23 protein-coding genes and 2 pseudogenes are annotated in these 24,801 nt (G+C 73.9%); 10 read left to right on the top strand and 15 right to left on the bottom strand.

Features of this window, described 5'->3' with window-relative positions:
- Positions 1–25: 25 nt before the first annotated feature.
- The gene (locus MCBG_RS21890; protein WP_043327935.1) at positions 26–1,054 is read left to right on the top strand and encodes an RDD family protein; all 1,029 of its coding nucleotides are present in this window, start codon (positions 26–28) and stop codon (positions 1,052–1,054) included.
- Entirely contained in the window at positions 1,051–2,154 is a 1,104-nt protein-coding gene (hisC, locus tag MCBG_RS21885; protein ID WP_043327934.1) for a histidinol-phosphate transaminase, read from the top strand. The genes MCBG_RS21890 and hisC overlap by 4 nt, the downstream gene beginning before the upstream one ends.
- Positions 2,155–2,260: 106 nt before the next feature.
- On the opposite strand, the gene MCBG_RS21880 is transcribed toward hisC, so the two are convergent.
- From MCBG_RS21880 to MCBG_RS21860, 5 genes are all read right to left on the bottom strand, one after another.
- Positions 2,261–3,511 (bottom strand): outer membrane protein assembly factor BamB family protein, encoded by a 1,251-nt coding sequence (locus tag MCBG_RS21880; protein WP_043327933.1) that lies wholly within the window; start codon positions 3,509–3,511, stop codon positions 2,261–2,263.
- A 67-nt stretch (positions 3,512–3,578) separates the two neighbouring features.
- Positions 3,579–4,061, bottom strand: coding sequence for an SRPBCC family protein (locus tag MCBG_RS21875; RefSeq protein ID WP_043327932.1), 483 nt, complete (start codon positions 4,059–4,061; stop codon positions 3,579–3,581).
- Between the two features lie 114 nt (positions 4,062–4,175).
- Positions 4,176–4,385 carry a DUF397 domain-containing protein gene (locus tag MCBG_RS21870; RefSeq protein ID WP_043327931.1) on the bottom strand — a complete coding sequence of 70 codons (210 nt, stop codon included), beginning with the start codon at positions 4,383–4,385 and terminating at the stop codon, positions 4,176–4,178.
- A gap of 174 nt (positions 4,386–4,559) precedes the next feature.
- The gene (gene fahA, locus MCBG_RS21865; protein WP_043330870.1) at positions 4,560–5,759 is read right to left on the bottom strand and encodes a fumarylacetoacetase; all 1,200 of its coding nucleotides are present in this window, start codon (positions 5,757–5,759) and stop codon (positions 4,560–4,562) included.
- Between the two features lie 110 nt (positions 5,760–5,869).
- Positions 5,870–6,736 carry a hypothetical protein gene (locus MCBG_RS21860; RefSeq protein WP_043327930.1) on the bottom strand — a complete coding sequence of 289 codons (867 nt, stop codon included), beginning with the start codon at positions 6,734–6,736 and terminating at the stop codon, positions 5,870–5,872.
- 94 nt (positions 6,737–6,830) lie between these two features.
- Between MCBG_RS21860 and MCBG_RS21855 the strand changes: the two genes are divergently transcribed.
- Positions 6,831–7,997: a homogentisate 1,2-dioxygenase gene (locus MCBG_RS21855; RefSeq protein WP_043327929.1), complete on the top strand. Its 1,167-nt coding sequence runs from the start codon at positions 6,831–6,833 to the stop codon at positions 7,995–7,997.
- Positions 7,998–8,052: 55 nt separating this feature from the next.
- On the opposite strand, the gene MCBG_RS21850 is transcribed toward MCBG_RS21855, so the two are convergent.
- The 3 genes from MCBG_RS21850 to MCBG_RS21840 are packed head-to-tail and all read right to left on the bottom strand — an operon-like array spanning position 8,053 to position 11,631.
- Positions 8,053–9,093, bottom strand: a complete 1,041-nt coding sequence (locus MCBG_RS21850; protein WP_043327928.1) for an NAD(P)-dependent alcohol dehydrogenase — start codon at positions 9,091–9,093, stop codon at positions 8,053–8,055.
- Positions 9,094–9,139: 46 nt separating this feature from the next.
- Complete coding sequence (locus tag MCBG_RS21845) at positions 9,140–10,228, bottom strand: tetratricopeptide repeat protein (protein WP_043330868.1); 1,089 nt, start codon at positions 10,226–10,228, stop codon at positions 9,140–9,142.
- Between the two features lie 50 nt (positions 10,229–10,278).
- Positions 10,279–11,631, bottom strand: a complete 1,353-nt coding sequence (locus MCBG_RS21840; protein WP_043327927.1) for a BTAD domain-containing putative transcriptional regulator — start codon at positions 11,629–11,631, stop codon at positions 10,279–10,281.
- Between the two features lie 176 nt (positions 11,632–11,807).
- On the opposite strand from MCBG_RS21840, the gene MCBG_RS21835 reads away from it, so the two are divergent.
- Complete coding sequence (locus MCBG_RS21835) at positions 11,808–12,338, top strand: hypothetical protein (RefSeq protein ID WP_043327926.1); 531 nt, start codon at positions 11,808–11,810, stop codon at positions 12,336–12,338.
- 37 nt (positions 12,339–12,375) lie between these two features.
- On the opposite strand, the gene ispF is transcribed toward MCBG_RS21835, so the two are convergent.
- The gene (gene ispF / locus MCBG_RS21830; RefSeq protein WP_043327925.1) at positions 12,376–12,858 is read right to left on the bottom strand and encodes a 2-C-methyl-D-erythritol 2,4-cyclodiphosphate synthase; all 483 of its coding nucleotides are present in this window, start codon (positions 12,856–12,858) and stop codon (positions 12,376–12,378) included.
- Between the two features lie 163 nt (positions 12,859–13,021).
- Between ispF and MCBG_RS21825 the strand changes: the two genes are divergently transcribed.
- Complete coding sequence (locus tag MCBG_RS21825) at positions 13,022–14,056, top strand: hypothetical protein (protein WP_198033312.1); 1,035 nt, start codon at positions 13,022–13,024, stop codon at positions 14,054–14,056.
- A gap of 81 nt (positions 14,057–14,137) precedes the next feature.
- Here the strand turns inward: MCBG_RS21825 and ispD are convergent, their stop codons facing one another.
- Positions 14,138–14,833: a 2-C-methyl-D-erythritol 4-phosphate cytidylyltransferase gene (gene ispD, locus MCBG_RS21820; protein WP_043327924.1), complete on the bottom strand. Its 696-nt coding sequence runs from the start codon at positions 14,831–14,833 to the stop codon at positions 14,138–14,140.
- A gap of 53 nt (positions 14,834–14,886) precedes the next feature.
- On the bottom strand, positions 14,887–15,372 hold the full coding sequence (locus MCBG_RS21815) for a CarD family transcriptional regulator (RefSeq protein ID WP_007073334.1): 486 nt from the start codon (positions 15,370–15,372) through the stop codon (positions 14,887–14,889).
- Between the two features lie 328 nt (positions 15,373–15,700).
- Between MCBG_RS21815 and MCBG_RS21810 the strand changes: the two genes are divergently transcribed.
- Positions 15,701–16,396 (top strand): hypothetical protein, encoded by a 696-nt coding sequence (locus MCBG_RS21810; RefSeq protein ID WP_043327922.1) that lies wholly within the window; start codon positions 15,701–15,703, stop codon positions 16,394–16,396.
- 7 nt (positions 16,397–16,403) lie between these two features.
- Here the strand turns inward: MCBG_RS21810 and MCBG_RS21805 are convergent, their stop codons facing one another.
- From MCBG_RS21805 to MCBG_RS21790, 4 genes and pseudogenes are all read right to left on the bottom strand, one after another.
- A complete protein-coding gene (locus MCBG_RS21805; protein ID WP_043327921.1) occupies positions 16,404–17,003 on the bottom strand; it encodes a hypothetical protein in 600 nt (199 codons plus the stop codon).
- 39 nt (positions 17,004–17,042) lie between these two features.
- Positions 17,043–18,089, bottom strand: a complete 1,047-nt coding sequence (locus tag MCBG_RS21800; RefSeq protein ID WP_205798899.1) for a type III polyketide synthase — start codon at positions 18,087–18,089, stop codon at positions 17,043–17,045.
- 105 nt (positions 18,090–18,194) lie between these two features.
- On the bottom strand, positions 18,195–19,361 hold the full coding sequence (locus MCBG_RS21795) for an acyl-CoA dehydrogenase family protein (protein ID WP_043327919.1): 1,167 nt from the start codon (positions 19,359–19,361) through the stop codon (positions 18,195–18,197).
- Positions 19,362–19,403: 42 nt separating this feature from the next.
- Positions 19,404–20,157 (bottom strand): annotated as a pseudogene (locus tag MCBG_RS21790) (methyltransferase domain-containing protein).
- A gap of 45 nt (positions 20,158–20,202) precedes the next feature.
- On the opposite strand from MCBG_RS21790, the pseudogene MCBG_RS21785 reads away from it, so the two are divergent.
- The 4 genes and pseudogenes from MCBG_RS21785 to disA all read left to right on the top strand — a co-directional run bounded on the left by MCBG_RS21785 (position 20,203) and on the right by disA (position 24,796).
- Positions 20,203–21,034: pseudogene (locus MCBG_RS21785) on the top strand (UbiA family prenyltransferase).
- Positions 21,035–21,176: 142 nt separating this feature from the next.
- Positions 21,177–21,926, top strand: coding sequence for a hypothetical protein (locus tag MCBG_RS21780; protein ID WP_043330867.1), 750 nt, complete (start codon positions 21,177–21,179; stop codon positions 21,924–21,926).
- A gap of 104 nt (positions 21,927–22,030) precedes the next feature.
- Positions 22,031–23,476, top strand: coding sequence for a DNA repair protein RadA (radA, locus tag MCBG_RS21775; RefSeq protein WP_043330865.1), 1,446 nt, complete (start codon positions 22,031–22,033; stop codon positions 23,474–23,476).
- 129 nt (positions 23,477–23,605) lie between these two features.
- Positions 23,606–24,796: a DNA integrity scanning diadenylate cyclase DisA gene (disA, locus tag MCBG_RS21770; protein ID WP_030502855.1), complete on the top strand. Its 1,191-nt coding sequence runs from the start codon at positions 23,606–23,608 to the stop codon at positions 24,794–24,796.
- Positions 24,797–24,801: the final 5 nt, after the last annotated feature.

Here is a 24,801-nt window from a genome sequence, read left to right as displayed (position 1 = left end):
CGCAGTCGGGAACAAGGACGGCGCTGTGAGCTTGGAACCTGGATGGTACGTCGACCCCGCCGACCCGGAGACCCGCCGCTGGTGGGACGGCGAGGGCTGGATCGGCGCGCCGATCCCGGTCGACGTCACCCCGCCCGACGGTCCACCGCCCGCCGAACCCGAGCCGGCCGCCGCCGCGACGCCCGGTGCCGGGACGGGTAGCGGGTCCGAGGTCGCCCCGTCGTCCGGCGCGCCCGCCCAGCCGGGCGGACCGTGGCCGGGCCAGCCGGGTCAGGCCGGCCCCTGGCCCGGACAGCCCGGTCCCTGGCCGGGACAGCCGGGGCAGCCGGGACAGCCCGGACAGCCGGGGCCGGGCGGCCCGTGGCCGCGGCAGCCCGGTCAGGCCGGGCCGGCGCCGCAGGGACCGCCGCCGGGCTGGCCGTACCCGCACTGGCCGGGCGCGCAGCCGATTCCGCGCCCGCACGGGCTGCCGCTCGCCTCGTACGGCGCGCGGCTGGTCGCCCGCCTGATCGACTTCGGCGTGGTGTTCCTGCTCAACGCGGTGGTGAACGGCTGGTTCGTCTGGCGCTACTTCGAGGCCGTCGCGCCGTACCTGCGTGAGTCGGTGCGCCGCGCGATGAACGGTGACACCTCCACCGAGGGGCTGCCCCAGATCGACGACCAGGCCGGCGGCCTCCAGATCGCCATCCTGGTGATCGCCACCGCGCTCTGGTACGCCTACGAGGTGCCGTCGATGGCGGCGCGCGGGCAGACGTTCGGCAAGCGGCTGATGGGCGTACGCGCGCTGCCGGTCGAGGCGGACCAGCCGCTCGGCTTCGGCCGGGCCACCCGGCGCTGGAGCACGCTCGGCCTGCCCACGCTGCTCTGGTACTGCTGCGGGCTCGGTCTGCTGCTGCAGCTCATCGACGCGGTCTCGCCCCTGTTCGACCAGCCGCTGCGCCAGGCCCTGCACGACAAGCGGGCGCAGACGGTGGTGGTCCAGCTTCCCCGTAAGCGGCCCGACCCCCGTACCACCCCGCGCGACCGCGCCGACACCCCGGGAGACACCCCATGACCGAGACCGGACGCCACCAGCCTCCGCTGCGGCTCACCCGCGCCGACCTGGACGCGTTGCCCAACTACGTGCCCGGCCGCAGCCCGGCCGACCTGGCGCGGGAGCTGGGTTTGCCCGAGGCGATCAAGCTGGCCAGCAACGAGGTGCCCTACGGCCCGCTGCCCGGCGTGGTGGAGGCGGTCGCCGAGGCGGTGGCGGGTTCGCACCGCTACCCGGACATGGGCGTGGTGGCGCTGCGTCAGGCGCTCGCCGAGCGGTACGGCGTGGACGCCGACCGGATCGCCACCGGCTGCGGCTCGGTGGCGCTGGCCGAGCACCTGGTCCGCGCCACCTGCCTGCCCGGTGACGAGCTGCTCTACTCGTGGCGCTCCTTCGAGGCGTACCCGATCATCGCGGCGACCAGCGGCGCGACCAGCGTGCGGGTGCCGAACGACGCCGGCCACGGTCACGACCTCACCGCGATGGCGGCGGCGGTGACCGACCGGACCCGGATGATCCTGGTCTGCAACCCGAACAACCCGACCGGTACGGCGGTGCGCCGGGCGGAGCTGGACCGCTTCCTCGACGCGGTGCCGGACGACGTGCTCGTGGTGATCGACGAGGCGTACCGGGAGTTCGTCACCGACCCGGAGGTGCCGGACGGCCTGACCTACCTGGACCGGCCGAACGTGGCGGTGCTGCGCACGCTGTCCAAGGCGTGGGGCCTGGCCGGCCTGCGGATCGGCTGGCTGGTCGCGGCGCCGGAGGTGGCCGCCGCCGTGCGCAAGGTGGTCACGCCGTTCTCCACCAGCATGGCCGCCCAGGCCGGCGCGCTGGCCGCGCTGGCGCAGGCCGACGAGGTGGAGCGGCGCTGCGCGCTGGTAGTGGCCGAGCGGGACCGGGTCACCGAGGCGCTGCGCAAGTTCGTCCCGGACGTGCCGGAGAGCCAGGCCAACTTCGTCTGGCTGCCGCTCGGCGAGCGGGCGGTGGAGTTCGGCCGGGCGTGCGAGGCGCGCGGCGTGATCGTCCGCCCGTTCCCGGGCGACGGCGTCCGGGTCACCATCGGCACCCCGGCCGAGAACGACGCGTTCCTGGCGGTGGCCGAGTCCGCCCTGGCCTGACCGGGGCGCGCCCGGGGCCGGTCCGTCAACCCCCTACGGACCGGCCCTGGGCGTCTCATCCGACAACAATAGTGGCTTTTGTCCGTTTTGCAGGCCGAACCGCCGGTCAGGTGGCGGCGAGCAGCACCGGCTCGGCCATCAGGAAGTAGCCCTGGTCGTCGTCCTCCGGCGTGGCGCTCTCCCGCAGCCGTTCCACGGCGACGTAGCCGTCCACCGCGTACGCCCGGCCCGGCCGCCAGCCGATCCCGTCCCGCCCGACGTCGAGCACGAAACTGGACCGGGTCGCGCCGGTGAGCGGGTCGACAGTGACCAGCTCCCGCCGGTCGGTCAGCAGGTGCACCCGCCCCGGCTCGGTCGCGAGCACCCGGGCCGGGTGGATGTCCGCCCTGCGCCACAGCTCCGCGCCGGTACGCGCCGAACGCCCGACCACCACCGGGCCGGACGTGTCCACCACCCGCTCGCCGTCCAGCACCGTGTCCATCGCGTCCAGGCCCGGCGCGGCGCTCGGCTCGCCCGGGTCGGTCACCAGCCAGCCCTTGCCGCCCGCACCGCCCGGCCCGGCGGTGCGCAACCCGCGGCAGCCGGAGTGCCCGTGCGGGCAGCCGACCGGCGTGACCACGAGCTGATCCGGCGCGTCCGGGGGACGCCAGCGGGTCCGCACCGTGCCGGTCGCCGCGTCCCGCAGCTCGACCACGGGCGGCCCCTCGCAGCTGTCCACCCCGACCACTTCGCCGCTGGCTGTCGTACCCACGTCGGCCCGGCAGTCGCGGGGCAGGTCGGCGCGCCAGAGCCGGCGCCCGTCGGCGAGGTCGTACCCGCCGACCCCGCCGGGACCCGCCGACACCAGCACGGATCGGCCGGCGGCACGAGCGACGTGCAGCCCGGCCGGGTCCCAGACCGTGCCGGCGTAGGTCCGCCTCGGCTCCGGCACCGGCCCCGGCTCCGGGCCGTCGGCCCGCCAGGCGACCCGTCCGGTACGCGCGTCCAGTGCCACCAGCTTCCCGTCGGACCAGCGGCTGACCACAGTGGTGTCCTGGGCGAGCACCGCGGTCAACGTGGCCGGCCAGCGACGGTACGACCAGAACGGGGTGACCCGGTGCCGCCCGGTGACCGGCTGGTCCGCGTACACCTGACGGGCGCCCGCGTAGACGCGCAGCCGGCCGTCGACGACGAGCGGCGCCACCGGCAGCCGCCCGATCACCCCGGCGGTCGGCGCGGGCGCCGCCGGGTACGGCTCCCGGGCGACGGTCTCGACCTCGGCCGGCGCCAGCACCCGGACCACCACGGCGACCGTCGCCGCGACGGCGAGTACCGCCACCAGCGCCACCACGGCCCGCCGCCTCGCGGCCTTCGCCATCCGTCACCTCCGACCCGGCACCCTACCGGCCAGGTCCGGGCCGGGCGCGGCGAGCGGCCAGGTCGGCTCAGGCGGCCTCGGAGGACCGGGCCGGTCCGGCGGCCAGCGCCAGGTCGGCCAGGTCGCGTCGGAGCGCGCCCTCCACCGCGCGGGCGGCCAGGCCGCCGAGGATCAGGGCCAACACCCGGCCGTACGGGCGGGTCGGCGCCGCCTCCTGCTCGACCGTGACCTCGGTGCAGCCGCGGCGTCGCCGCTCGACGGTGCGCAGCGTCCAGGTGATGCGGTAGTCCGCGCCGGCGCCGCGCGAGCCGAGCACCAGCCGGCTCGGGGCGACCGCCTCGATCACTTCGAACTCCTCCGGTTCGGCGCCGCCGTCCGGCCGGACGCGGGTCTCCCGCCAGGTCGAGCCGGGCCCGAACCCGCCGCCGCCGAGGACCTCGACCGCGCTCACCGCCGAGAGCCAGTCGGCGCGGGCCGGGAGGTCGGTCAGCAGGCGCCACAGGTCGGCGGCCTGCGCTTCGATGAATGCGGACACCGTGACCGTCGACATGGCACCTCCCGTGTCGTACACGGTACGGGCCGTGACCGGAAACGGGGAGCCTCGCTGTGACATTTCCACCGCCGGTGCCCCGATCGTCGGGGCACCGGGGTGTGGCACTGACGGTCAGCCGCGGAACGAACCGCCCCGCAGCGCGGTGACGAACGCGGCCCAGCCCGGGGGGCTCACCGCGAGCGCCGGGCCGTCCGGGTCCTTGGAGTCGCGTACGCCCACCACGCCGTGCGCGGCGACCACGTTCGTCGCCACCTCGACGCAGAGGCCCTGATCGTTCGAGCGGCTGCTGGTGCGCCAGACGGCGCCGGTCAACTCGGTCATGCTCGTCCTTCCTGTTCGGCTACCCGGGTACGCCCCCCGACCCGGCACCATCGGCGGCTCCGTTCCGGCCGGGAGCCGCCGTCCGGGGCGTACGTGATCCGGAGCGATAAACGCGGAAGGAAACGGCCCCGGTCGCACATCGGGTGCGACCGGGGCCGTTCGGGATGGCAGAACTCAGCGGGCCGGGAGGATCGTCCCGGTGACCTCGCCCAGCGCGACAGTGGTGCCGTCCGGGCCGGGCGCGGTGGCGGTGATCGTCACCGTGTCGCCGTCCTCCAGGAACGTCCGCTCGCTGCCGTCGGCGAACTTGACCGGCTCGGACCCGCCCCAGGTCAGCTCCAGGAACGACCCGACCTGGCCGCGCTCCGGACCGGAGACGGTGCCGGAGGCGTAGAGATCACCGGTACGCAGCGACGCGCCGTTGACGGTGAGGTGGGCGAGCTGCTGCGCCGGGGTCCAGTACATGCCGGCGAACGGCGGCTCGGCGACCCGCTCGCCGTTCCACTGCACCGACAACGTCAGGTCCAACCCGAGGTGCGGCGTGTCGCGCAGATAGTCCTGCACCGGCGGGTCCTGGTCCGGCGCGGGTACGAACGCATCGGCGAGCGCCTCCAGCGGCGTCACCCAGGCCGAGACGGACGTGGCGAACGACTTGCCGAGGAACGGCCCGAGCGGCTGGTACTCCCACGCCTGGATGTCCCGGGCCGACCAGTCGTTGACGAGCACCACACCGAAGACGTGGTCGGCGAAGTCGGCCACCGGCACCCGCTCGCCCAGCCGGCTCGGTACGCCCACCACGAAGCCCACCTCGGCCTCGATGTCCAGCCGTACCGACGCGCCGGTGGTCGGGCCCTGCGCGCTGGCGCGCTGCCCGGTCGGGCGGATCACCGGGGTGCCGGAGACGACCACGGTGCCGGCCCGGCCGTGGTAGCCGATCGGCACGTGCTTCCAGTTCGGCAGCAGCGGCGGCTGGCCGGGCCGGAAGATCTGCCCGACGTTCGAGGCGTGGTGCTCCGAGGAGTAGAAGTCGACGTAGTCGGCCACCTCGAACGGCAGCGCCATCTCGACCTCGCGCAGCGGCACCAGCAGCGGCTCGACCGCCGCCCGGTGCTCCGGTTCGGTGAGCAGCTCGACGACCCGCTGCCGGACCGCCGTCCACTGCGGGCGGCCGAGCGCCATGAAGGCGTTGAGCGTCGGCCGGCCCAGCGCCCCGCCGGCCAGCACCAGACCGGCGGCCTCCGCGCCGGCCAGGTCCAGCGCGAAGTCACCGATGCGGACGCCGATACGCGGCTCGCCCTCGCCGTGCCGGAACACGCCGTACGGCAGGTTCGTCACCCCGTACGGCGACCCCGCCGCCCCTGGTACCCAGGTCATACCGTGCCGGCCGGGCACGCCCTCACGGCCCTCGCTCCGCTCGGTGCGTTCGGTCATGCCGTGCAGACTGGGCACGCCCTCACGGCCCTCGCTCCGCTCGGTGCGTTCGGTCATGCCTCGAAGCCTCCGTTCACCAGCCCCAGCCGGATCAGATCGGTAAGTGGTTCGGAGATGCTGCACGAGCCGTACCCGACCCAGAGCGGGCGCTCGGCGTCGCGGTGCGCCCGCGCCGGCTCGACCACACGGACCGGGTCGGTGGCGGCGAGCAGCTCGGCCACGCCGTCCACCTCGGCGCCCCCGACCGCGGCGAGCGTGGCGCCCAGCACGTTGACGAAACCGTGGTGGTTGAAGCCGGTCTCCGGGTCGCGGTGCCGGACCGCGTGGTGCAGCCCGGCGGTGAGCTTGAACGGCAGCTTACGGTCCCGGCAGGCGCAGATCACCGCGGCCAGCTCGACCGGGGTGGGGAACAGCTCGGCGGCGAGCCCGCCGGTACGGAACTTGGCCGCCACCGGCAGCCCGCCCGCGCGCGCCTCGGCGAGCGTGTCGAGCGCGCCCATCAGCCCGAAGGTCAGCGGGATCTCCGCGTAGACGGCGGTGCCGTCGAGCCGGTCGGCGAGCGCGACCAGTTCGGACAGCCCGGGTTGCGGGTCCTCACCGCGTTTGGCCACCGGCGCCTCGATCTGCCGGGCGGTCACCCCGTCGGGCGCGAGCGCGTCCAGCGCCTGCGGGAGCTGGTCCAGGCCGGTGTCGCCGATCAGCCCGATGACCAGCCCTTCGGCCGGGTCCACCAGGCCGCGCAGCGACCCGCGCTGGATCTCCGAGGCGGGCAGCAGCAGCGGGCCGACCATGTCGGTGTACCAGGCGGCGCGGTGGGTGCGGTGCGCGGTCACCGCGTCGGGCAGCGCGGCGTTTCCGGGCGGAAAGACCGCGGCGTCGTCCACCAGGCCGGAGAGGAGGCGGGGCACCTGCGTTGACACGAGACAAGAATGTACGGGACGCTACGAGGAACGGACAACAGCGTCCGATTATCGGACGCCACCGGCCGGAGAACGGGACATATCGGGAGGCGAAATGCCGTACTACCGCAGCGTCGGCGACGTGCCGCGCAAGCGCCACACCCAGTTCCGCCAGCCCGACGGCACGCTCTACGCGGAGGAACTGGTCGGCCAGGAGGGCTTCTCCTCCGACTCGTCGCTGCTCTACCACCGGCACGCGCCGACCGCGATCCTCGCCGCCGAGGAGTTCGCCCCGCCCACCGTCACCCGCGTGCCGAACCTGCCGCTCAAGCCGCGTCACCTGCGCACCCACAAGCTCGACGGCACCGGCGCGGACCCGGTGCTCGGCCGGCAGTACCTGCTCGCCAACGACGACGTACGCATCGCGTACGTGCTCGCCGACCGCCCGTCACCGCTGTTCCGCGACGCCACCGGCGACCACTGCCTCTACCTGGAGGCCGGGTCGATGCGGGTGGAGTCGCCGTTCGGCGTGCTCGACGCGGTCGCCGGCGACTACGTCGTCATCCCCACCTCGACCATCCACCGCCTGGTGCCCACCGGCGACGAACCGACCCGGCTGCTCGCCGTCGAGGCGTCCGGCCACATCGGCCCGCCCAAGCGCTACCTCTCCGTACGCGGACAGTTCCTGGAGCACGCGCCCTACTGCGAGCGCGACGTCCGCGGACCGGACACGCCGCTGCTCGTCGACGGCGAGGAGGTGGAGGTGCTCGTCAAGCACCGCCGCGGGTGGACGAGGTACGTCTACGCCAACCACCCGTTCGACGTGGTCGGCTGGGACGGGCACATGTACCCGTGGGCGTTCTCCATCCACGACTTCGAGCCGATCACCGGGCGGATCCACCAGCCGCCGCCCGTGCACCAGACGTTCCAGGGCCCGAACTTCGTGATCTGCTCGTTCGTGCCGCGCAAGGTGGACTACCACCCGGCCGCCATCCCGGTGCCGTACAACCACCACAACGTCGACTCCGACGAGATGCTGTTCTACACCGGCGGCAACTACGAGGCCCGGCGCGGCTCCGGCATCGAGCAGGGCTCGATCTCGCTGCACCCGTCCGGCTTCACCCACGGCCCCCAGCCGGGCGCGGCCGAACGCTCGATCGGCGCGGAGTTCTTCGACGAGCTGGCGGTCATGGTGGACACGTTCCGCCCGCTCGACCTCTGCGACGCGGCCGCCGACTGCGAGGACGACGGCTACGCCTGGACCTGGGCACGCAAGCCCTGACGTACGCGAAAAGGGGCCGCGCCCGGCACGGACGCGGCCCCTTCGCACGCGGTCGTCAGAACGTGGACGCGTCGATGACGAAGCGGTAGCGCACGTCGGAGGCGAGCACCCGCTCGTACGCCTCGTTGATCTTCTCGGCTCCAATGACCTCGATCTCGGCGCCCAGCCCGTGCTCGGCGCAGAAGTCGAGCATCTCCTGGGTCTCCGCGATGCCGCCGATGTTCGACCCGGCGAACGAACGGCGGGCCGGGATCAGCGAGAACGCGTGCACCGACAGCGAATCCTCGGGCGCGCCCACGTTGACCAGCGTCCCGTCCACCGCGAGCAGCCGCAGGTACGCGTCCATGTCGAGGGTCGCGCTGACCGTGTTGATGATCAGGTCGAACGAGTTGGCCAGCTCACGGAACGTCTCCTCGTCCGAGGTGGCGTAGTAGTGGTCGGCACCGAGCCGCAGCCCGTCCTCCCGCTTCTTCAGCGACTGCGACAGCACAGTCACCTCGGCGCCCATCGGGTGGGCCAGCTTCACGGCCATGTGGCCGAGGCCGCCCATGCCGATCACCGCAACCCGGGTGCCCGGCCCGGCGTTCCAGTGCCGCAGCGGCGAGTACGTGGTGATGCCGGCGCAGAGCAGCGGCGCGGCGGCGTCCAGCTCGATGCCGTCCGGGATGCGCAGCACGAAGTCCTCGGTGACCACGATGGCCTGCGAGTAGCCGCCCTGGGTCGGCTTGCCGTCCCGCCCCACCCCGCCGTACGTGCCGGTGCTGCCCTTCAGGCAGTACTGCTCCAGCCCTTTGCGGCAGTTGTCGCACTCCCGGCAGGAGTCGACCAGGCAGCCGACGCCGACCCGGTCGCCGACGGCGAACTTCGTGACCGCCGAGCCGACCTCACGCACCACGCCCGCGATCTCGTGGCCGACCACGATCGGGTAGCGGGTCGGGCCCCACTCGCTGCGCGCGGTGTGGATGTCGGAGTGACAGATGCCGGAGAACTTGATGTCGATGAGAACGTCGTCCGGGCCGAGATCCCGCCGCTCGATGGTGGTCGGGACGAGCGGTTCGGTCGCGGACGTCGCCGCGTAGGCATTGACGGTGAGCACGGGTCCCCGCATTCCTTGAGCCGGTGTTTCCGGTCCTCCTACCCTCTCACCGGCGAGCGAACGCGGTGAGTCCGGCCACCACCGACGCGGTCACCACCCCGGCCAGCGGCCACGGGCTGCCGACCAGCGCGTACACGAGAAGCAGCAGCACCGCGGCGGCGGCCGCCCAGACCGGCACGGCCAGGCCGCGCGACATCGCCTCCCGCAGGCCGGGCCGCCACGTCGCCGGACGCCGCAGCAGCACCGCCACGCCGGCCACCGACAGCGCCGCGAACAGCCGGGACGCGCCGGACGAGGCCGGGGCCAGGACGCCGGCCAGCAGGCTCGCGAGCAGCGACCAGCCGGCCACCGACAGCAGGAGCCGCCGGATCCCGTCGTCCACGGTCCGGACCGGGTCGGGCCGGGCCACCGGCAGGTCCGCCAGCGCGGTCAGGTGCTCCAGCGTCTCGGCGTAGCGGCGTCGCTCCAGCCGGGCCACGCCCACGTCCTGCCCCGCCTCGCCCAGCTCCGGGTCCAGCCGCAGCGCCTCCCGGTAGGCCCGCTCGGCCAGGTCGAACAGTTGCAGCCGCACCGCGACCAGGCCCAGCACCAGGTGCGCCTCCGGCTCCTCCGGGGCCAGCTCGACACCCCGCCACGCCGCGTCCAGCGCCGCCTGCCCGTTGCGCGACGCGGAGAGAATGGCGGCGGCGCTGCGCTGCGCGTACGCGTCGCCCGGACCGTGCGCCAGGATCTCGTCGGCGGTGGCCGCTGCGGGCTTCCAGCGTTCGAGGTCGAGCAGCGCGAAGCCACGGGCCACGAGCACCGGCAGGACACCCCCGGCCGCTTCGGCGGCACGCGTCCCGGACGTCTCAGCGGCAGTGGGCGGCTCGACGGCGGACGTTTCGCCGTCGGCTGTCACGGCGTCCGGAACTGGGGTCACGGCCGTCTCGGCGACGGCCAGCGCCTCCGCCGGACGCCCGGCGGCCAGGTGCATCCGGGCCAGCATGGTCAACGCGGGCAGGTGCCCGGGCTCGTCCGCGAGCAGCGCGGTGAGTTCGCCGACGCCCTCGTCGTAGCGGCCCAGCTCGGCGAGGAGATGGGCGCGTTGCAGGTAGCCGTCGGCGGCGGACTGGTCGGGTGCGGCGTCACTCGGCATCCCGGCGAGCGTATCCGCCCCGGCCCACCAGCTGCCGACAGCTCCCGTCGTCAGGAACTCCGGCAGGCGACGCCCGCCCGGCCGCCACACGTCCCGAGGCTGCACCACCGGCGCAGCCCGCTCTCGTCCAGGAACAACCACCCGCAGCTCCGGTCCGGGCAGGCCCGCACGGTGAACCGGGCCGGATCGGCGAGCAGTTGCGCGCCGCTGAACGCGGCGGCGTGCACCGGCACCCGAAGGCCGGCGGCGAGGTCCGGCCACCAGCGACCGCGTCCGTCGACCGCGCGCCGGAACGCGAGCGTACGGGCGGCGGCCTCGGCGGCCCGGGCGACCGCTTCGAAGGCCGGGCCGTCGTCCGGGTCGACCAGGCTGGCGTAGAGCGCGGCGCGGAGCGTACGGGCCTCGTCGAGCACCACCTCCGCCGTGCCGGGATCGCGCCGGGCGAGGTGAAGCAGACGGTTCATCGACACCTCGTCCACCAGCCCGACATGGCCGGCCCAGACAGCAAGGGTGCGATAGCCGCGCAGCCACTCGGCGCCGGGCAACGGGGACTCGCGCCCCCAACCGGCGAGGGTGTTGCAGAAGTCCAGGGCCGGGTGGCCGCCCACGCTCCACGGCAGGCTCTCGTCGTTCACCCGGATCTCGTGCATCGGCCGGCCGACCCGGTCCAGGCGGTCGTCGCCCGCGAGCACCCGCCGCTGCACCTCGCGGAGCCGGGGGCCCGGCTCGACACCGAAGTCGGCCACGAGCAGGTCCCGCGTGGCGCGGTAGAGGCGCAGCGCGTCGGCCCGCCGGGCACCCCGGTACAGGGCGGTCATCAGGACCGCCACGAGGTGTTCCCGCGTCGGGTGCTCGGCGGCCAGCGGCAGCAGTTCGGCGATCGCCCGCGTGTGCTGGCCCAGCGCGAGCTGCGCCTCGGCCCGTAGCTCCACGGCCACCAGGCGCAGCTCCTCGACAGTGCCGTGCAGCCGGTGCCGCAGCTCGTCGTCCGCCGCGTCGGCGAGCAACGGCCCGCGCCAGAGAGCCAGCGCCCGGTCGAGCGACCGCACCCGCTCGGCGGGATCGGCGGCTCGCCCGGCCCTCCGGACCAGTTCGGCGAACTCGTCGACGTCGACCCGGTGCCCGTCCTCCTCGACCACGTAGCCCTCGCCCCGGGTGCTGATCCGCACTCCGTACGCGTGGAGCGAGCCCCGCAGCCGCCCGACGTACGTCTGCACCACGCCCCGGGCGGCGGCCGGCGGCCGGCCGTTCCAGAGCAGGTCGACGAGGCGGTCGGTCGGCACCACGCGCCCCACGTCGAGCAACAGCATCCCGAGCAGGCATCGCTCCTGGCGTCGGCTGCCGACCTCGACCGGCCGACCGTCGTGGCGGGCCTCGAACGGCCCGAGCAGGCGGAACTCCATACCGAACAGGACCGGTCGATCCGGGCCGGAGGTTGCCGTGCGGCGGTGATCGCATGGTCAGCCGTCCGGTCGTCCGGTCCGCCCGCTCGGAACGTCTCCGCGCAGTGCGGTCAGCAAGTGGTGAGCCGGCCCGGCGATCCTGACCGCCCTGACCACCGACGAGATGGAGAGCGGACATGCGTTTCAGGATGAGCGTCGCGGTGGCGGCGGTTGTGGCAGTGGTTGTCGCGGCGCTACCCGGCTCGGCGACCGCCGCGCCGGACCGGCACCACGGCGTCGGCGCCTGGGAGCCGGCCCCGCAGGCGCCGTTCGAGTTGCCCGCCGGCGCGCGGTGCGAGTTCGCGGTACGCGTGGAGCCGATCGTGGACGAGGTGCGCAAGTTGACGCTCGCCACGTATCCGGACGGCGCACCGAAGCGGGAACTGTTCACCGGCGCCCTGATCAACCGGGTGACGAACCTGGAGACCGGCGCCACGTCCACCGCTGACGCGAGCGGCACCTCGCTCGTCGACTACCGCACCGACGGCTCGATGACCTGGTACGTGACCGGGCCGGTGCTCCTCGGCTTCCGGGAGAACGCCGGCACGCTGCCGAAGGGGCTGTGGATCGTCGACGGCCAGTTCCGGGTGGAGTTCTCCCCCACCTACGACAAGACCATCACGATGCTCCACGGCACGACCCACAACGTCTGCACCGACGTCGACTGATCGGGTGACGCGGTGACCGGCGTCCCCGGTCACCGCGTCAGTCGGCCGGGGCCTCGTAGACCAGGGCCACCGCGATCCCGGCCAGCCCTTCCCCACGCCCGGTGAAGCCGAGGCCGTCGGTGGTCGCAGCGGACACGGTCACCGGCGCGCCGACCGCCTCGGAGAGCACCCGCTGCGCTTCCTCCCGGCGCGGCCCGATCTTGGGGCGGTTGCCGACGACCTGCACCGACACGTTGCCGATCCGGAAGCCCGCCGCCCGTACCCGGCGCGCGCTCTCGGTCAGCAGCGCCACCCCGGAGGCACCGGCCCACTCCGGCTGGTCCACGCCGAAGTTCGCGCCCAGGTCACCCAGGCCGGCGGCGGAGAGCAGCGCGTTGCAGGCGGCGTGCGCCGCCACGTCGGCGTCGGAGTGACCGGCCAGGCCGTCCTGGTCCGGCCAGTGCAGGCCCGCGACCCAGCAGGGCCGCCCGGCCGCGAACGCGTGCACGTCGGTGCCGACGGCCACCCGAGGAACGATCATGACCAGAGGGTACGCGCTGCGCCTTGACGGCCGCCCGGGCTGTGGTTAGCTTGGTTTCTGTACGCCCCAGTGTCGCCTCTGCCTCGCGCATGCGCCTGGGGCTCTTTCTTGCCGTCGGCGCGCCGGACAATCCGCCGCGATCGTCACGCTTAGCATCCAGCCCGTGACGCCACACCCCCATGCGCGAACCGTGCATCACTGGATCTCCCTCGGCAGGTTCCATCCCTATCTGGCTGCCGCCGGTGGCGACGAGAGCAAGGCCTGTGAGCTTTACGAGTGGAGCGTCGCCCTGACGGGCGCGTCGTTCGAGGCGTTTCACTACGTCGAGGTCGTCACCCGCAACGCGATAGATCGGGAGATGAGGGCGCACCTCAACGAGCCGGGCCGCGGTATCCCATGGTTCCTTCTGACGGTCAGCGGTAAGCGCCAGGTGCAGGATGGAATCGATCGAAACGTCTCCGAGGTCCGCGCGCGCTTGCGTCGAGAGCACTCCCAGAAGGAAACCCGCGACCAGATCATCGCGGGCTTGAGCTTCGGCTTCTGGGTCTCGATGTTGGGTTCGGAGCACGAGCAACTCTGGCGGGAGGCCCTGCACCGTGCCTTCCCCTACTCGTCCGGCAAGCGCCACGATGTCGCCAGCGCCATGAATGCGCTCCGGGTGTTCCGCAATCGGCTGGCTCATCATGATTCGCTTCTCGCCACCGACGTGCCGTTCCGCCTCAGCCAGATGATCGATGTCGTCGCGTGGGCGGACCCGGACGCCGCACGCTGGCTCAGGAGGATCGAGCGGGTGACCGAGGTGCACCGACTGCGCCCAGCCGCCCGCAACGACACCGTGGTGGTCCCCGCCAGGAACGCATGGGGGCTCTATCAGTCGACGCGAGCGTACGTCTGCCAGGCGGGCAGATCATTTCAACCTGTGGATCATCTGGCCTTCTACTCTCAGCGCCAGATCCTTCCAGAGGTGCCCAAGATTCTCTTTCGGCTCGACAACGTCGATTGGACAGTCGGTGAGGTGAACCGGCTCCGAGCGACGGGCGAACGGCGCGACGCCCTCCTCGCCGACATCATCGAGGTCAGCCGCAAGCAGGGGTGGACCGAAGGGCGCTATCAGGTATTCGGCCTCACCGCGCCAGGTTCGGCTGGCCACCCTGACGCTACCGACGCCCATCCCGCATCACAGCCGAGGCAGAGGTAGCGCCTTCACCCAGGGTCAGCGGTATGTCGTCCGAGACCGCCTGCGCCGGGCTCGATCCACCGCCGACCTGTGAGGAGTACGTCAGGCGCCGGTGGACAGCAGGTGTTCGGCCAGGGACAGGTCGAACGGGCGGGTGATCTTCAGGGCCAGCTCGGAGCCGGGTACGCAGGTGACCGCGATCCCCTGCTTCTCGACCAGCCCGGCGTCGTCGGTGAGCGCGTCACCCGCCGACCGGTGGGCCGCGAGCAGTACCGAGCGGCGGAAGCCCTGCGGCGTCTGGACCGCCCGCAACGCGGACCGGTCGACGGTGCCGAGCACCCGCTCGGCCGCGTCGACCTCCTTGACGGTGTCGACCACCGGCAGCACCGGGATCACCGCGTCGTGCCCGTAGCGGACCGCCGCCGCCACCGACTCGACCAGGCCCGGCGGGGTGAGCGCACGGGCGGCGTCGTGCACCAGGACGATCTCCGGACCGGCGGGCACCGCTGCGAGAGCCGCCGCCACCGACGCCTGACGCTCGGCGCCACCGGGCACCACTGTCACCGGCGCCACGGGCGCCAGCATCGCGCGTACCGCCTCGACCTCGGTGGCCGGTGCGGCCACCACGATCGTGTGCACAGAGGGCGCGGCGGCGACCCGGCGGACGGCGTGCACGAGCAGTGGTTCACCGGCGAGCGGGCGGAGCGCCTTGGGGGCGCCGGGTCCGAGGCGTACGCCGGCACCGGCCGCAGGAACGAGGACCGCGACGTCACCGCGCGGATTGAGCTGCGCGGTCACGTCGCGGTCCTCGGATTCGTTCGCTGCGGGGTGGGTAGAGGCAGAGGTGTGGATCAGGCCTCGGTCAGCACCTTGTCGAGCAGCGTCTCGGCCTCGTCCTTGGTGCTCTTCTCGGCCAGCGCGACCTCGCCGACGAGAATGTCACGAGCCTTGGCGAGCATCCGCTTCTCGCCCGCCGACAGGCCCCGCTCCCGCTCCCGGCGCCACAGGTCGCGGACGACCTCGGCCACCTTCAGCGGGTTACCGGAGGCCAGCTTCTCCAGATTCGCCTTGTAACGCCGCGACCAGTTGGTCGGCTCCTCGGTGTGTGGTGCACGGAGCACGTCGAAGACCTTGCCCAGGCCCTCTTCGCCAACCACCTCGCGCACACCCACGATCTCGGCGTTCTCGGCGGGAACCCGGACCGTCAGGTCACCCTGTGCGACCCTCAGGACGAGGTATTGCTTGGGCTCGCCCTTGATGACCCGAGTCTCGATTGCCTCGATGAGTGCGGCCCCGTGGTGGGGGTAAACAACGGTCTCGCCGACACTGAAAACCATAGGTTCGAAACCCCTTTCGCTGTGTCTAGGGTAACACGCTCAGGCACCGATGTCTCACCGCTGTCCTGACCGTTGGCGCAGCTCAGGGGCCCTGTGAGAGGTATTTCTTCAGCTTGACAGGCGGCCAAACCGATGGTTTCGACACGCTCCGTGAGGATCACGTGACAACCCGGTAAGGGGTGACGGGAGCGTCCAGATCTAGGGCAATGCGCTCCTTCCATGGTAGCTCCGCAAGTCCGTCCGCGCCCAGGTGTGGCGTTACGGCGGCCGGTGCGGGACGCTGGGAGAGGACGCGACGTCCGCTCACCGAGACGTTCCTGGGGGTCCGATGGGCGTGCCTGACGCTGACGGCCAGGGGCCGCCGGACGGGCTCCCGGGCCTGCCCCCGGAGTGGGGCCGCGTGGTCGTCCCGGACGACGCCTCGGCGCTCGCCGACGAGGCCCGGCAGGTCCGCCGGGAGCTACGGCGGGCACGAACGGCCGCCGGCCGCCGCACCGGCTCGCTCCGCCTCGGACTACCGGCGCTGATCCTGCTCGTATCGGTGCTGATCACACTCGCCGGCCTCGCGGCGGTCACCTGGCCACGCGCCACCCGGTCCGGCGCACCGACAGTGCTCCCCCACGGCGGCGGCGCAGCGCCGCAACCGGTCGGCCCGCTTCCCGCGCTGGACCTGGTCGGCGCAGACGACGTGCCGGTGCCGCTGCGCAGCATGCTGCCCGCCATGATCATCCTGACCGACGCCTGCGCCTGCGCCGAGCAGGTCACCGCGGCGGCCGGAGCCGCCCCGCCCGGCGTCACGGTGGTCACCGTGACCGCGGGCCGGCGGGCCGGCTCGGCGAGCGTCCCGGGGGTACGCCCACTCGGCGACCCGGCCGGCGGGCTGCGCTCCTACCTGCACCTGTCCGCCCAGCCCGGCATCGCCCCGGCGCTGCTGGTGGACCGGCAGGGCGCGCTGGTGCGGGTGGTGCCGGAGCTGGGCCCGCTGTCGGACTACCGGGCCGACCTGGCCCGGCTGGCCGGCTGACCGACGGTCAGTAGAGCGCCTCGAGCCGGGCGTCCAGGTCGGCCCGGCCCCTTATCGCGACGAACCGCATCTGCACCAGCTCGCCACTGCCGCCCACCACCGGCACGTCCAGCTGCCCGCCGCAGCGCAGCGCCCGCCGGAACTCGTCGTCCCCGAGGCCGGAGACGAGTACGACGACCAGCCCGTCACCGGCGCAGCTCACCGACAGCCGGTAGTTGTCGCCCCGCGTAGGCCGTACCTGCCGGACGACAGGCGGCCCGCCCGGCGTCAGCCGGGACCTCTCCCGCCACACGACGTGCGACACCTGGAGCAGACGCGTCGTGCCGTCGTCCTCCACCCGTATCACCACCGAGCGGTCCGGCTCGGCACGCGGCACGCGGCGGTTGTCCAACGCCGCTTCGCGCCCGGCGCGTGGCACCGGACGCGCTGCGCCCGTCGACGGGTCGACCCGCCAGTTGCGCGGGGCCAGATCCACGCTCGCGGGCGCGGCCGACGTGGCCGGGCCGGGCTGCGGGGCCGCCGACCGCCACCAGGCCGAGCCGAGCAACAGCGCCAGGACGGTCAGGCCGGCCAGCAACGCCCGCCCGTCCCGCTCCTCGGAGGCCATGCGGGCAGCGTATCGGCGCGGCGCGACCGGGGCGACCCGTCAGCCCACGCGTTCCAGCAGCGCCGCGTAGAGCGTCAGCCCCGGCCCGAACGCGAGCATCACCACCCAGCGCGGCGGCGACGGCTCCGTACGCCACAGCCGGTCCAGGATCAGCAGCGTCGTCGGGGACGAACAGTTGCCGTGCTCGGCGAGCGTCCCCCGGGAGGCGGCGAGCCCGTCCGGCGGCAGCGCCAGCTCACGCTCCACCACGTTGAGGATCCGCGGCCCGCCCGGGTGCACCGCCCAGCCGTCCACGTCGGAGCGTTCGCACCCGTGCCGTGCCAGCAGCTCGTCGACCAGGGTCCGCACGTGCCGGGAGAGGACCTGCGGCACCTTTGGCGACAGCCCCATCCGGAAGCCGGTGTCGGTGACGTCCCACGTCATGTGGTCGGCCGTGGAGGTGTCGGTGACCGAGGTGACCTCGCGCAGCGCGTACCCCCGGCCGCCGGGGACGACCACGGCGGCGACCGCGGCGTCCGAGAACAGCGCGTGGGAGACGATCTGCTGGGTGTCCACCCGGGCGCCCGGCGGCTGGATGTGCAGGCTGGTCAGCTCCGCGCAGAGCAGCAGCGCGGGACGCCCCCGGGCGGTGACGAAGTCGCTCGCCGCGCCCAGCCCGGGCAGGGCCGCGTAGCAGCCCATGTGCCCGACGAACATGCGCTGGGTGCTCGGCGACATGCCGAGGTCCCGGGCGAGCAGGATGTCCAGGCCCGGGGTGGCGTACCCGGTGCAGGAGCAGACGATGAACATCCCGATGTCGGCGGCGTCCAGGCCGGCGGCGGTGAGCGCCCGGCTGACCGCCTCCTTGCCCAGCGGCAGCGCCTCGACCTGGTAGCGGCGCATCCGGCGCTCGGTCGGCCACTCCGAGACGTCCTCCAGCAGCGGGTTGACCGCCGCCTGCCGCCGGGTGACGCCCGAGTTCGCGAAGATCCGCTGCGCCAGCGCCCGGGTGTTCCCCTGGAAGTGCCCCGCGAAGAAACCCGTCCACAGCTCGTCCTGGTCCGCGCCCGGCGGATGCGCCGTACCCAGGCCCGCGATCACCGGCATGCCCACGTCCCCCACCCCTCCCTCATCTCTCGCACCAACCCTGGTCACCCGGCAGCCTTTCGTTCGCGACTGCGGGGCTCGCAAAACCGGCTCGCTCCTCGCGCTTCACCAACGAGGGAGCGCGCTGTCCCGGTCCGGGTCGCCGCCGAGCGCGGCGATGCCGAGCCAGTCGGCGCACACGTCGGACGTGGCCGGGTGCAGCGAACCGCAGCGGGCGTCCCGGTAGAGCCGCTCCAGCGGATGCCCGCGCCGGGTCGCCGAGGTGCCGGCCGCCTCCAGCATCGAGGCCGCGACCTCGGCGGCGGTGGTGCCGGCCAGCAGCTTGGCCCGCCACACCCAGCGGTTCGTCTCGGCGTCGCCGGGCGCCTCGTCGACCCGGCGGGCCGCCTCGGCGACCACCAGTTCGGCGGCGGCGGTGGCCGCGTCCGCCCGGCCCAGGCGGGCCCGCACCGCGGGCAGCCCGGCGAGGTTGCGGGCGTTGAGGTGCTCGGCGGCCGCGTCGATCGCGGCCCGGGCCACGCCCACGTAGACCGCCGCGTAGCTCGCCACCAGCCAGTGCGGCATGAGCTGCGCGACCACCAGAGCCAGCCCCTCGACGCCGCCGAGCAGCCGGTCGGCCGGAACCGTCACGTCCAGGTGCACGTCGTGCGACGAGGTGGCCCGCATGCCGAGCGAGTCCCAGGTGGGCTCCACGGTGATCCCGTCCCCGGCCGGGACCAGGAACTGCGACACCACCGACTGGTCGGCGGCGCTGCGGGCAGCCACCAGGTAGCCGTCCGGGTGGCCGGCGCCGGAGCAGAACGTCTTGCTGCCCTTGATGTGCCAGCCGCCCTCGACCGGCTCGTAGACGGTGCTGAGCTGCGACAGCCGGGCGCCGGCGCCGCGTTCGCTCATCGCCACCGCGTACCAGGCGCCGTCGGCCGCCGCGCGCAGCAGCCGGTCCCGCGCCGCAAGCGCCTCATCCGGTACGCCGAGCGCCTCGGCCAGTTCCTCGGTGACCGCGCCCAGCGCGCCGGTGACCGAGGCGTGCATGTTGAACACCAGCGCGGTCGCGCCGTTGCCCCGGGCCAGCTCGGTGGCGACCGCCGCGTACTCGGCGAAGCTCGCGCCCGCGCCACCCAGCTCGGGCGGCACCATCAGCCCGAACAGCCCGGCCGCCCGCAGGTCCGCGAAGTCTTCCACGGGGAACGAGCCGTCGCGGTCGTGCCCGGCCGCGCGGGCGGCCAGTCGCGGCGCCAACCGGCGGGCCGCCTCCAGCGCGTGCACAGTCATGTCGCCCCCTTCTCGGCGTCCCTTTACCCCGGGCGGCCCCGGCTACCCGCCCCGGCGCCCCCAGCCCTGGTACAGCACCGCCGCCGACCGGGTCGGCACCATGCGCGGCTCGGTCCTCGCCGGACGGTCGCCGCCGCGCATACGGCGCAGCAACCAGGCAAGCGTGCCGCCCAACTCCGGGCGGACCCCGCGTACCTCGAGCGACACGCCGTGCCGGGCGCACTCGGCGACGAGCGCGCGGGCGTCGACGAACAACCGGGGGTCGTGGATGCCGCGCGGCACTGTGGGCAGCCGTTCGCCCAGCTCCACCGCGACCAGCCGGGCCAGCAGCGTGTCGTTCAGCGTGTCCAGCACCAGCAGGCCGCCGGGCCGCAGCAGCCGGCACGCCTCGGCGACCGCGCGCCGCCAGTCCGGCACGTGCTCCAGCACCTCTCCGGCGGAGACCACCGCCGCGCAGCCGTCGGTCAGCGGCACCGCCGTCGCGTCGCCCTGGACCGCTGTCACCCCGTGGTCGGCGGCCTGGTCCAGCGCGGAGCGGGTCAGGTCCACCCCGACGTGGCGGTAGCCCTTGCCGGCCAGGTGCGGGGCCAGCAGCCCGGCGCCGCAGCCCAGATCGACGAGCAGATCGTCCGGCGTGGACGCCGGTGGCACCAGCGCCGCGCGCGCGCGCCAGCCAGTGCAGCATCGCGAACGCGCCGTCCGGCCGCCACCACTCGTCGGCCAGATCGTCGTACTGCCGGGGGTCGTTCGGCGGCAGCACCCGGTGCGGAGTGGACACCCCGGGCACGTCAGGCATGCGTCGAGCGTGGCACGACTGCCCGGTAACGACCAGACTTCCCTTATGTCGACACGGGTGTTAGGGCTGGTCAAGGCGAGCCATCCGGAACCCGCTGCGGCGGTCACCGTGGTCGCCGCGCTGCTCGCCGCCGGCGCCGGGCACTCCGCGGCCGGCGTCGCGGCGGTGGCGCTGACGGTGCTGGCCAGCCAGCTCGCTGTCGGCTGGAGCAACGATCTGATCGACGCCGAGCGGGACGCCGCGGTGGGGCGTACCGACAAACCGGTGACCACCGGCGCGGTCAGCCGGCCGGCGCTGGCCCGGGCCGTCGTGGTCGCCGCCGTCGCCACCCCGCTGCTGGCGCTGGCCGGCGGCCCGGCCGCGGCGGCCTGCGCCACGCTGGGCCTGGTCTCCGCGCTGCTCTACAACCGGCCGCTGAAGTCGACGGCGGTGTCGGTGCTGCCCTACGCGGTCTCGTTTCGGCGCGCTGCCCGCGTTCGTGGTGCTGGCGCTGCCCGGCTCGCCCGCGCCGCCGGCCTGGCTGGTGGCCGCCGCCGCGCTGCTGGGCGCCGGCGCGCACTTCGCGAACGTGCTGCCCGACCTGGCCGACGACGCCCGGACCGGGGTGCGCGGCCTGCCGCACCGGCTGGGCCCCGCCGGCAGCCGGCTCGCCGCCGCCGGGCTGCTCCTGGCGTCCACCGTCGCGCTGGTCTTCGGCCCGCCGGGACCGCCGTCGTGGGCCGGGCTGTCGGCCGTCGCCGCCGCCGTCGCCGTGCCGGCCCTCGGCTGGTACGCGGGACGCGCCGCCGCCGGACGCTCGGCCAGCGCCTTCCGGGCGGTGCTGGTGGTGGCGCTCATCGATGTGCTGCTGCTGGTGACGAGCGGCCGGGTGGTCTGACGGTCTCCCTCGCCGGGTGGCATTGCCGGGTCCGCGTGCGGGCCTCGATCAGCTCCAACTACCCTGGAGCGCGGTCTGCGCGGGTATGGCCACCCCGTGCCCGGTGGTCGACCGGGCGGGGATCGTGACGAGGAGGACCGACGTGACGCGCTCGATCAGGGGTTCCCGGGGGCCGGCCCTGCTGCTGGCCGGCACGGCGGCGGCGAGCCTGCTGCTGTCCGGGTGCGGCACCGGGCAGATTTCCGAGACCGCCAACAAGATCCCGTCGGTACAGGGCGTCAACGTCCAGACCTCCGACAACCTGTACAAGGTGCGCGGTCTCTACGTGCGGACGCCGGGGCCGAAGGGCTACGAGGCGGGGTCGAACGCGCCGGTCAACGTGGTGATCTACAACGACAGCGAGAAGCCGGTGACCGTGACGGTCACCACCGACAGCGCCCGGGAGATCGTGCTCACCGGTTCCGGCGCGGGCGAGAGCGGCGCCGCCACCCCGACCGGTTCACCCACCGAGCCGGGCACCGCCTCGCCGACCGCGAGCGATCCGAGCGCGTCGCCGAGCCAGTCGCTGGGGACGTCCGAGTCGCCGTCGGCCAGCCCGTCGCCGAGCGAGACCGGGTCCGCGCCCGCCGGTCAGCCGGCCCGGATCGAGATCCCGGCGCTCAGCTACGCCCAGCTCAACGCCGACAACCCGCGGTTCCTCCAGCTCGTCGGCCTGAACCAGAAGCTGCTCGTCGGCCAGCAGGTCAACCTGACCTTCGACTTCGGCGACGGCAAGGTCATCACGACCCCGGCGCCGATCGGCATCCCGCTGACCGCGGAGCCCACCCCGTCCAAGATCGTCAACCCGCGTGAGCACGGGGCCGAGGACGGTGGCGTCGAGGGCGGCCACTGACCCCCGTCCTCCTTCCGTCGGCACCGCCGCCGTGGCCAGCGCCACGCCGGCGGTGTCGCCGTTTCCGGTGGGCTTTCGTCGTACGGGCCGGTTAGCGTCCTGTGGTGACCACGCCCCGATCGACCCCCTCCCGTGCCGGCGCCGGCCGCGGTCGCGCCGCCCGTGAGCCCCGTCCGGCCTACGAGTGCGACGCCTGCGGTCACCAGCCCCCGAAGTGGGTGGGCCGGTGCCCCGAGTGCGGCGAGTGGGGCTCGGTGGTCGAGTCCACGATCACCGGCCCGCTGGTCTCCGGCCAGGTGGTCAGCTCGCGGATGCCGGCCGAGCCGGCCCGGCCGATCGCCACCATCAGCGCCGCGCCCGCCCGCGCCCGGGCCACCGGCGTCAGCGAGCTCGACCGGGTGCTCGGCGGCGGCCTCGTTCCCGGCGCCGTGGTGCTGCTCGCCGGTGAGCCGGGCGTGGGCAAGTCGACGCTGCTGCTCGACGTGGCCCAGCAGTGGGCCGCCGGGGCCGGCAGCCCGTCGCTGGTGGTCAGCGGCGAGGAGTCGGTCAGCCAGGTGCGGCTGCGCGCCGAGCGGATGGGCACCCTGCACGACCAGCTCTACCTGGCCGCCGAGAGCGACCTGTCGGCGGTGCTCGGCCACCTCGACGCGGTCAAGCCCGGCCTGCTGGTGCTCGACTCGGTGCAGACCATCTCCACCACCGGCACCGAGGGCGTGCCCGGCGGCGTCACCCAGGTCCGCGCGGTCACCGCCGCCCTGGTCGCGGTCGCCAAGGAGCGCGGCATCGCCACCGTGCTGGTCGGCCACGTCACCAAGGACGGCCAGGTGGCCGGCCCCCGGGTGCTGGAACACCTGGTCGACGTGGTGCTGCACTTCGAGGGCGACAAGCACTCCTCGCTGCGCATGGTGCGCGGCGTGAAGAACCGCTTCGGCGCGGCCGACGAGGTGGGCTGCTTCGAGATGCACGAGGGCGGCATCAGCAGCCTGGCCGACCCGTCCGGCCTGTTCCTGACCCGCTACTCCGAGCCGGTGCCGGGCACCTGCGTGACGGTGGCGATGGAGGGGCGCCGGGCGCTGGTGACGGAGGTGCAGGCGCTGATCGGGGCCACCGTCGCCGGTTCGCCCCGGCGTACCGTCTCCGGCCTCGACAGCGCCCGGCTCGCCATGGTTCTCGCGGTGCTCCAGCGCCGGACCGAGCGGCTCACGCTGCACGACCGGGAGGTCTTCGCCGCCACTGTCGGCGGCATCCGGGTGGTCGAGCCGGCGGCCGACCTGGCGGTGGCGCTCGCGGTCGCCTCCGGCGGGCTCAACCTGGCGCTCAACCCGCATCTGGTGGCCATCGGCGAGGTCGGGCTCACCGGCGAGGTACGCCGGGTCGGCGCGGTGCCCCGCCGGCTGTCCGAGGCGGCCCGGCTGGGCTTCCGGCTGGCCCTCGTGCCGCCCGGGTGCGGGCCGGAGAGCAGCGGCGCCGGGCCGGAGAACATGCGCGTGATCGAGGTCACTGACGTGCGGGCCGCCCTCCAGGCCGCCGCCCGCGCATCGGCGGAGTGACACGGTGGGATCCGCCGGGCGTTCCCGGACACACGGCGCAGCCCGTGAAGAGCCGCCCGAGCCGGGCATCGTGACACATCACAGTAACCACGAGAGCACCCACCGCACGGCAGTCCGTAGACTGTGCCCGTGCCGATCGACCGCGATGCCACCAAGCCCGCAACGGCGACGCCGCACGCCCGTACCGGCGCCGTGAGCGGCAACCCCGCTCGTGCCATCAGCGTGAGCGTCAACGGAAGCGTCGGCGGCGGGGCCGGTGGCGACCCGCTGCGCGCCAACCTCGCCCTGATGGCTCCCGGCACCGCCCTGCGGGACGGCCTGGAGCGGATCCTGCGCGGCCGCACCGGCGCGCTGATCGTGCTCGGCTACGACAAGGTGGTCGAGCAGATCTGCACCGGCGGCTTCCCGATGGACGTGGAGTTCTCCGCCACCCGGGTCCGGGAGCTGTGCAAGATGGACGGCGCTGTCGTCCTCTCCAGCGACGGCACCCGGATCGTGCAGGCCGGCGTGCACCTGATGCCCGACCCGTCGATCCCGACCGAGGAGTCCGGCACCCGGCACCGCACCGCCGAGCGGGTGGCCCGGCAGACCGGCTACCCGGTCATCTCGGTCAGCCAGTCGATGCGGATCATCAGCCTCTACGTCAACGGCCAGCGGCACGTGCTGGACGACTCCGCGGCCATCCTGTCCCGCGCCAACCAGGCGCTGGCCACGCTGGAGCGCTACAAGCTGCGGCTGGACGAGGTCTCCGGCACGCTCTCCGCGCTGGAGATCGAGGATCTGGTCACCGTCCGCGACGCGGTGGCTGTGGTGCAGCGGCTGGAGATGGTCCGCCGCATCGCCGACGAGATCGCCGGTTACGTGGTGGAGCTGGGCACCGACGGCCGTCTGCTGGCCCTTCAGCTCGACGAGCTGATGGCCGGCGTGGACGCCGACCGCACCCTGGTCATCCGCGACTACCTGCCGGTCGGCCGCAAGTCACGCACCCTGGACGAGGCGCTCGTCGAACTCGACCTGCTCAGCGCCACCGAGCTGATCGATCTCGTGGCTGTCGCCAAGGCGATCGGCTACCCGTCCGCCTCCGACGCGCTCGACGCGGCGGTCAGCCCGCGCGGGTTCCGCCTGCTCGCCAAGGTGCCCCGGCTGCCGGTCGCCGTGGTCGACCGGCTGGTGGTGCACTTCGGCAGCCTCCAGCGGCTGCTCGGCGCGACAGTGGAAGACCTCCAGGCCGTCGAGGGCGTGGGCGACGCACGCGCCCGTGGGGTCCGCGAGGGCCTGTCCCGGCTCGCCGAGGCATCCATCCTCGAACGGTACGTCTGACCGAC

This window comes from Micromonospora sp. M42 (assembly GCF_000568915.1).
Classification (GTDB): Bacteria; Actinomycetota; Actinomycetes; order Mycobacteriales; family Micromonosporaceae; genus Micromonospora; species Micromonospora chalcea.
Note: the sequence above shows the minus strand (reverse complement) of the source record. Positions and strands in the feature narration are given on the sequence as shown.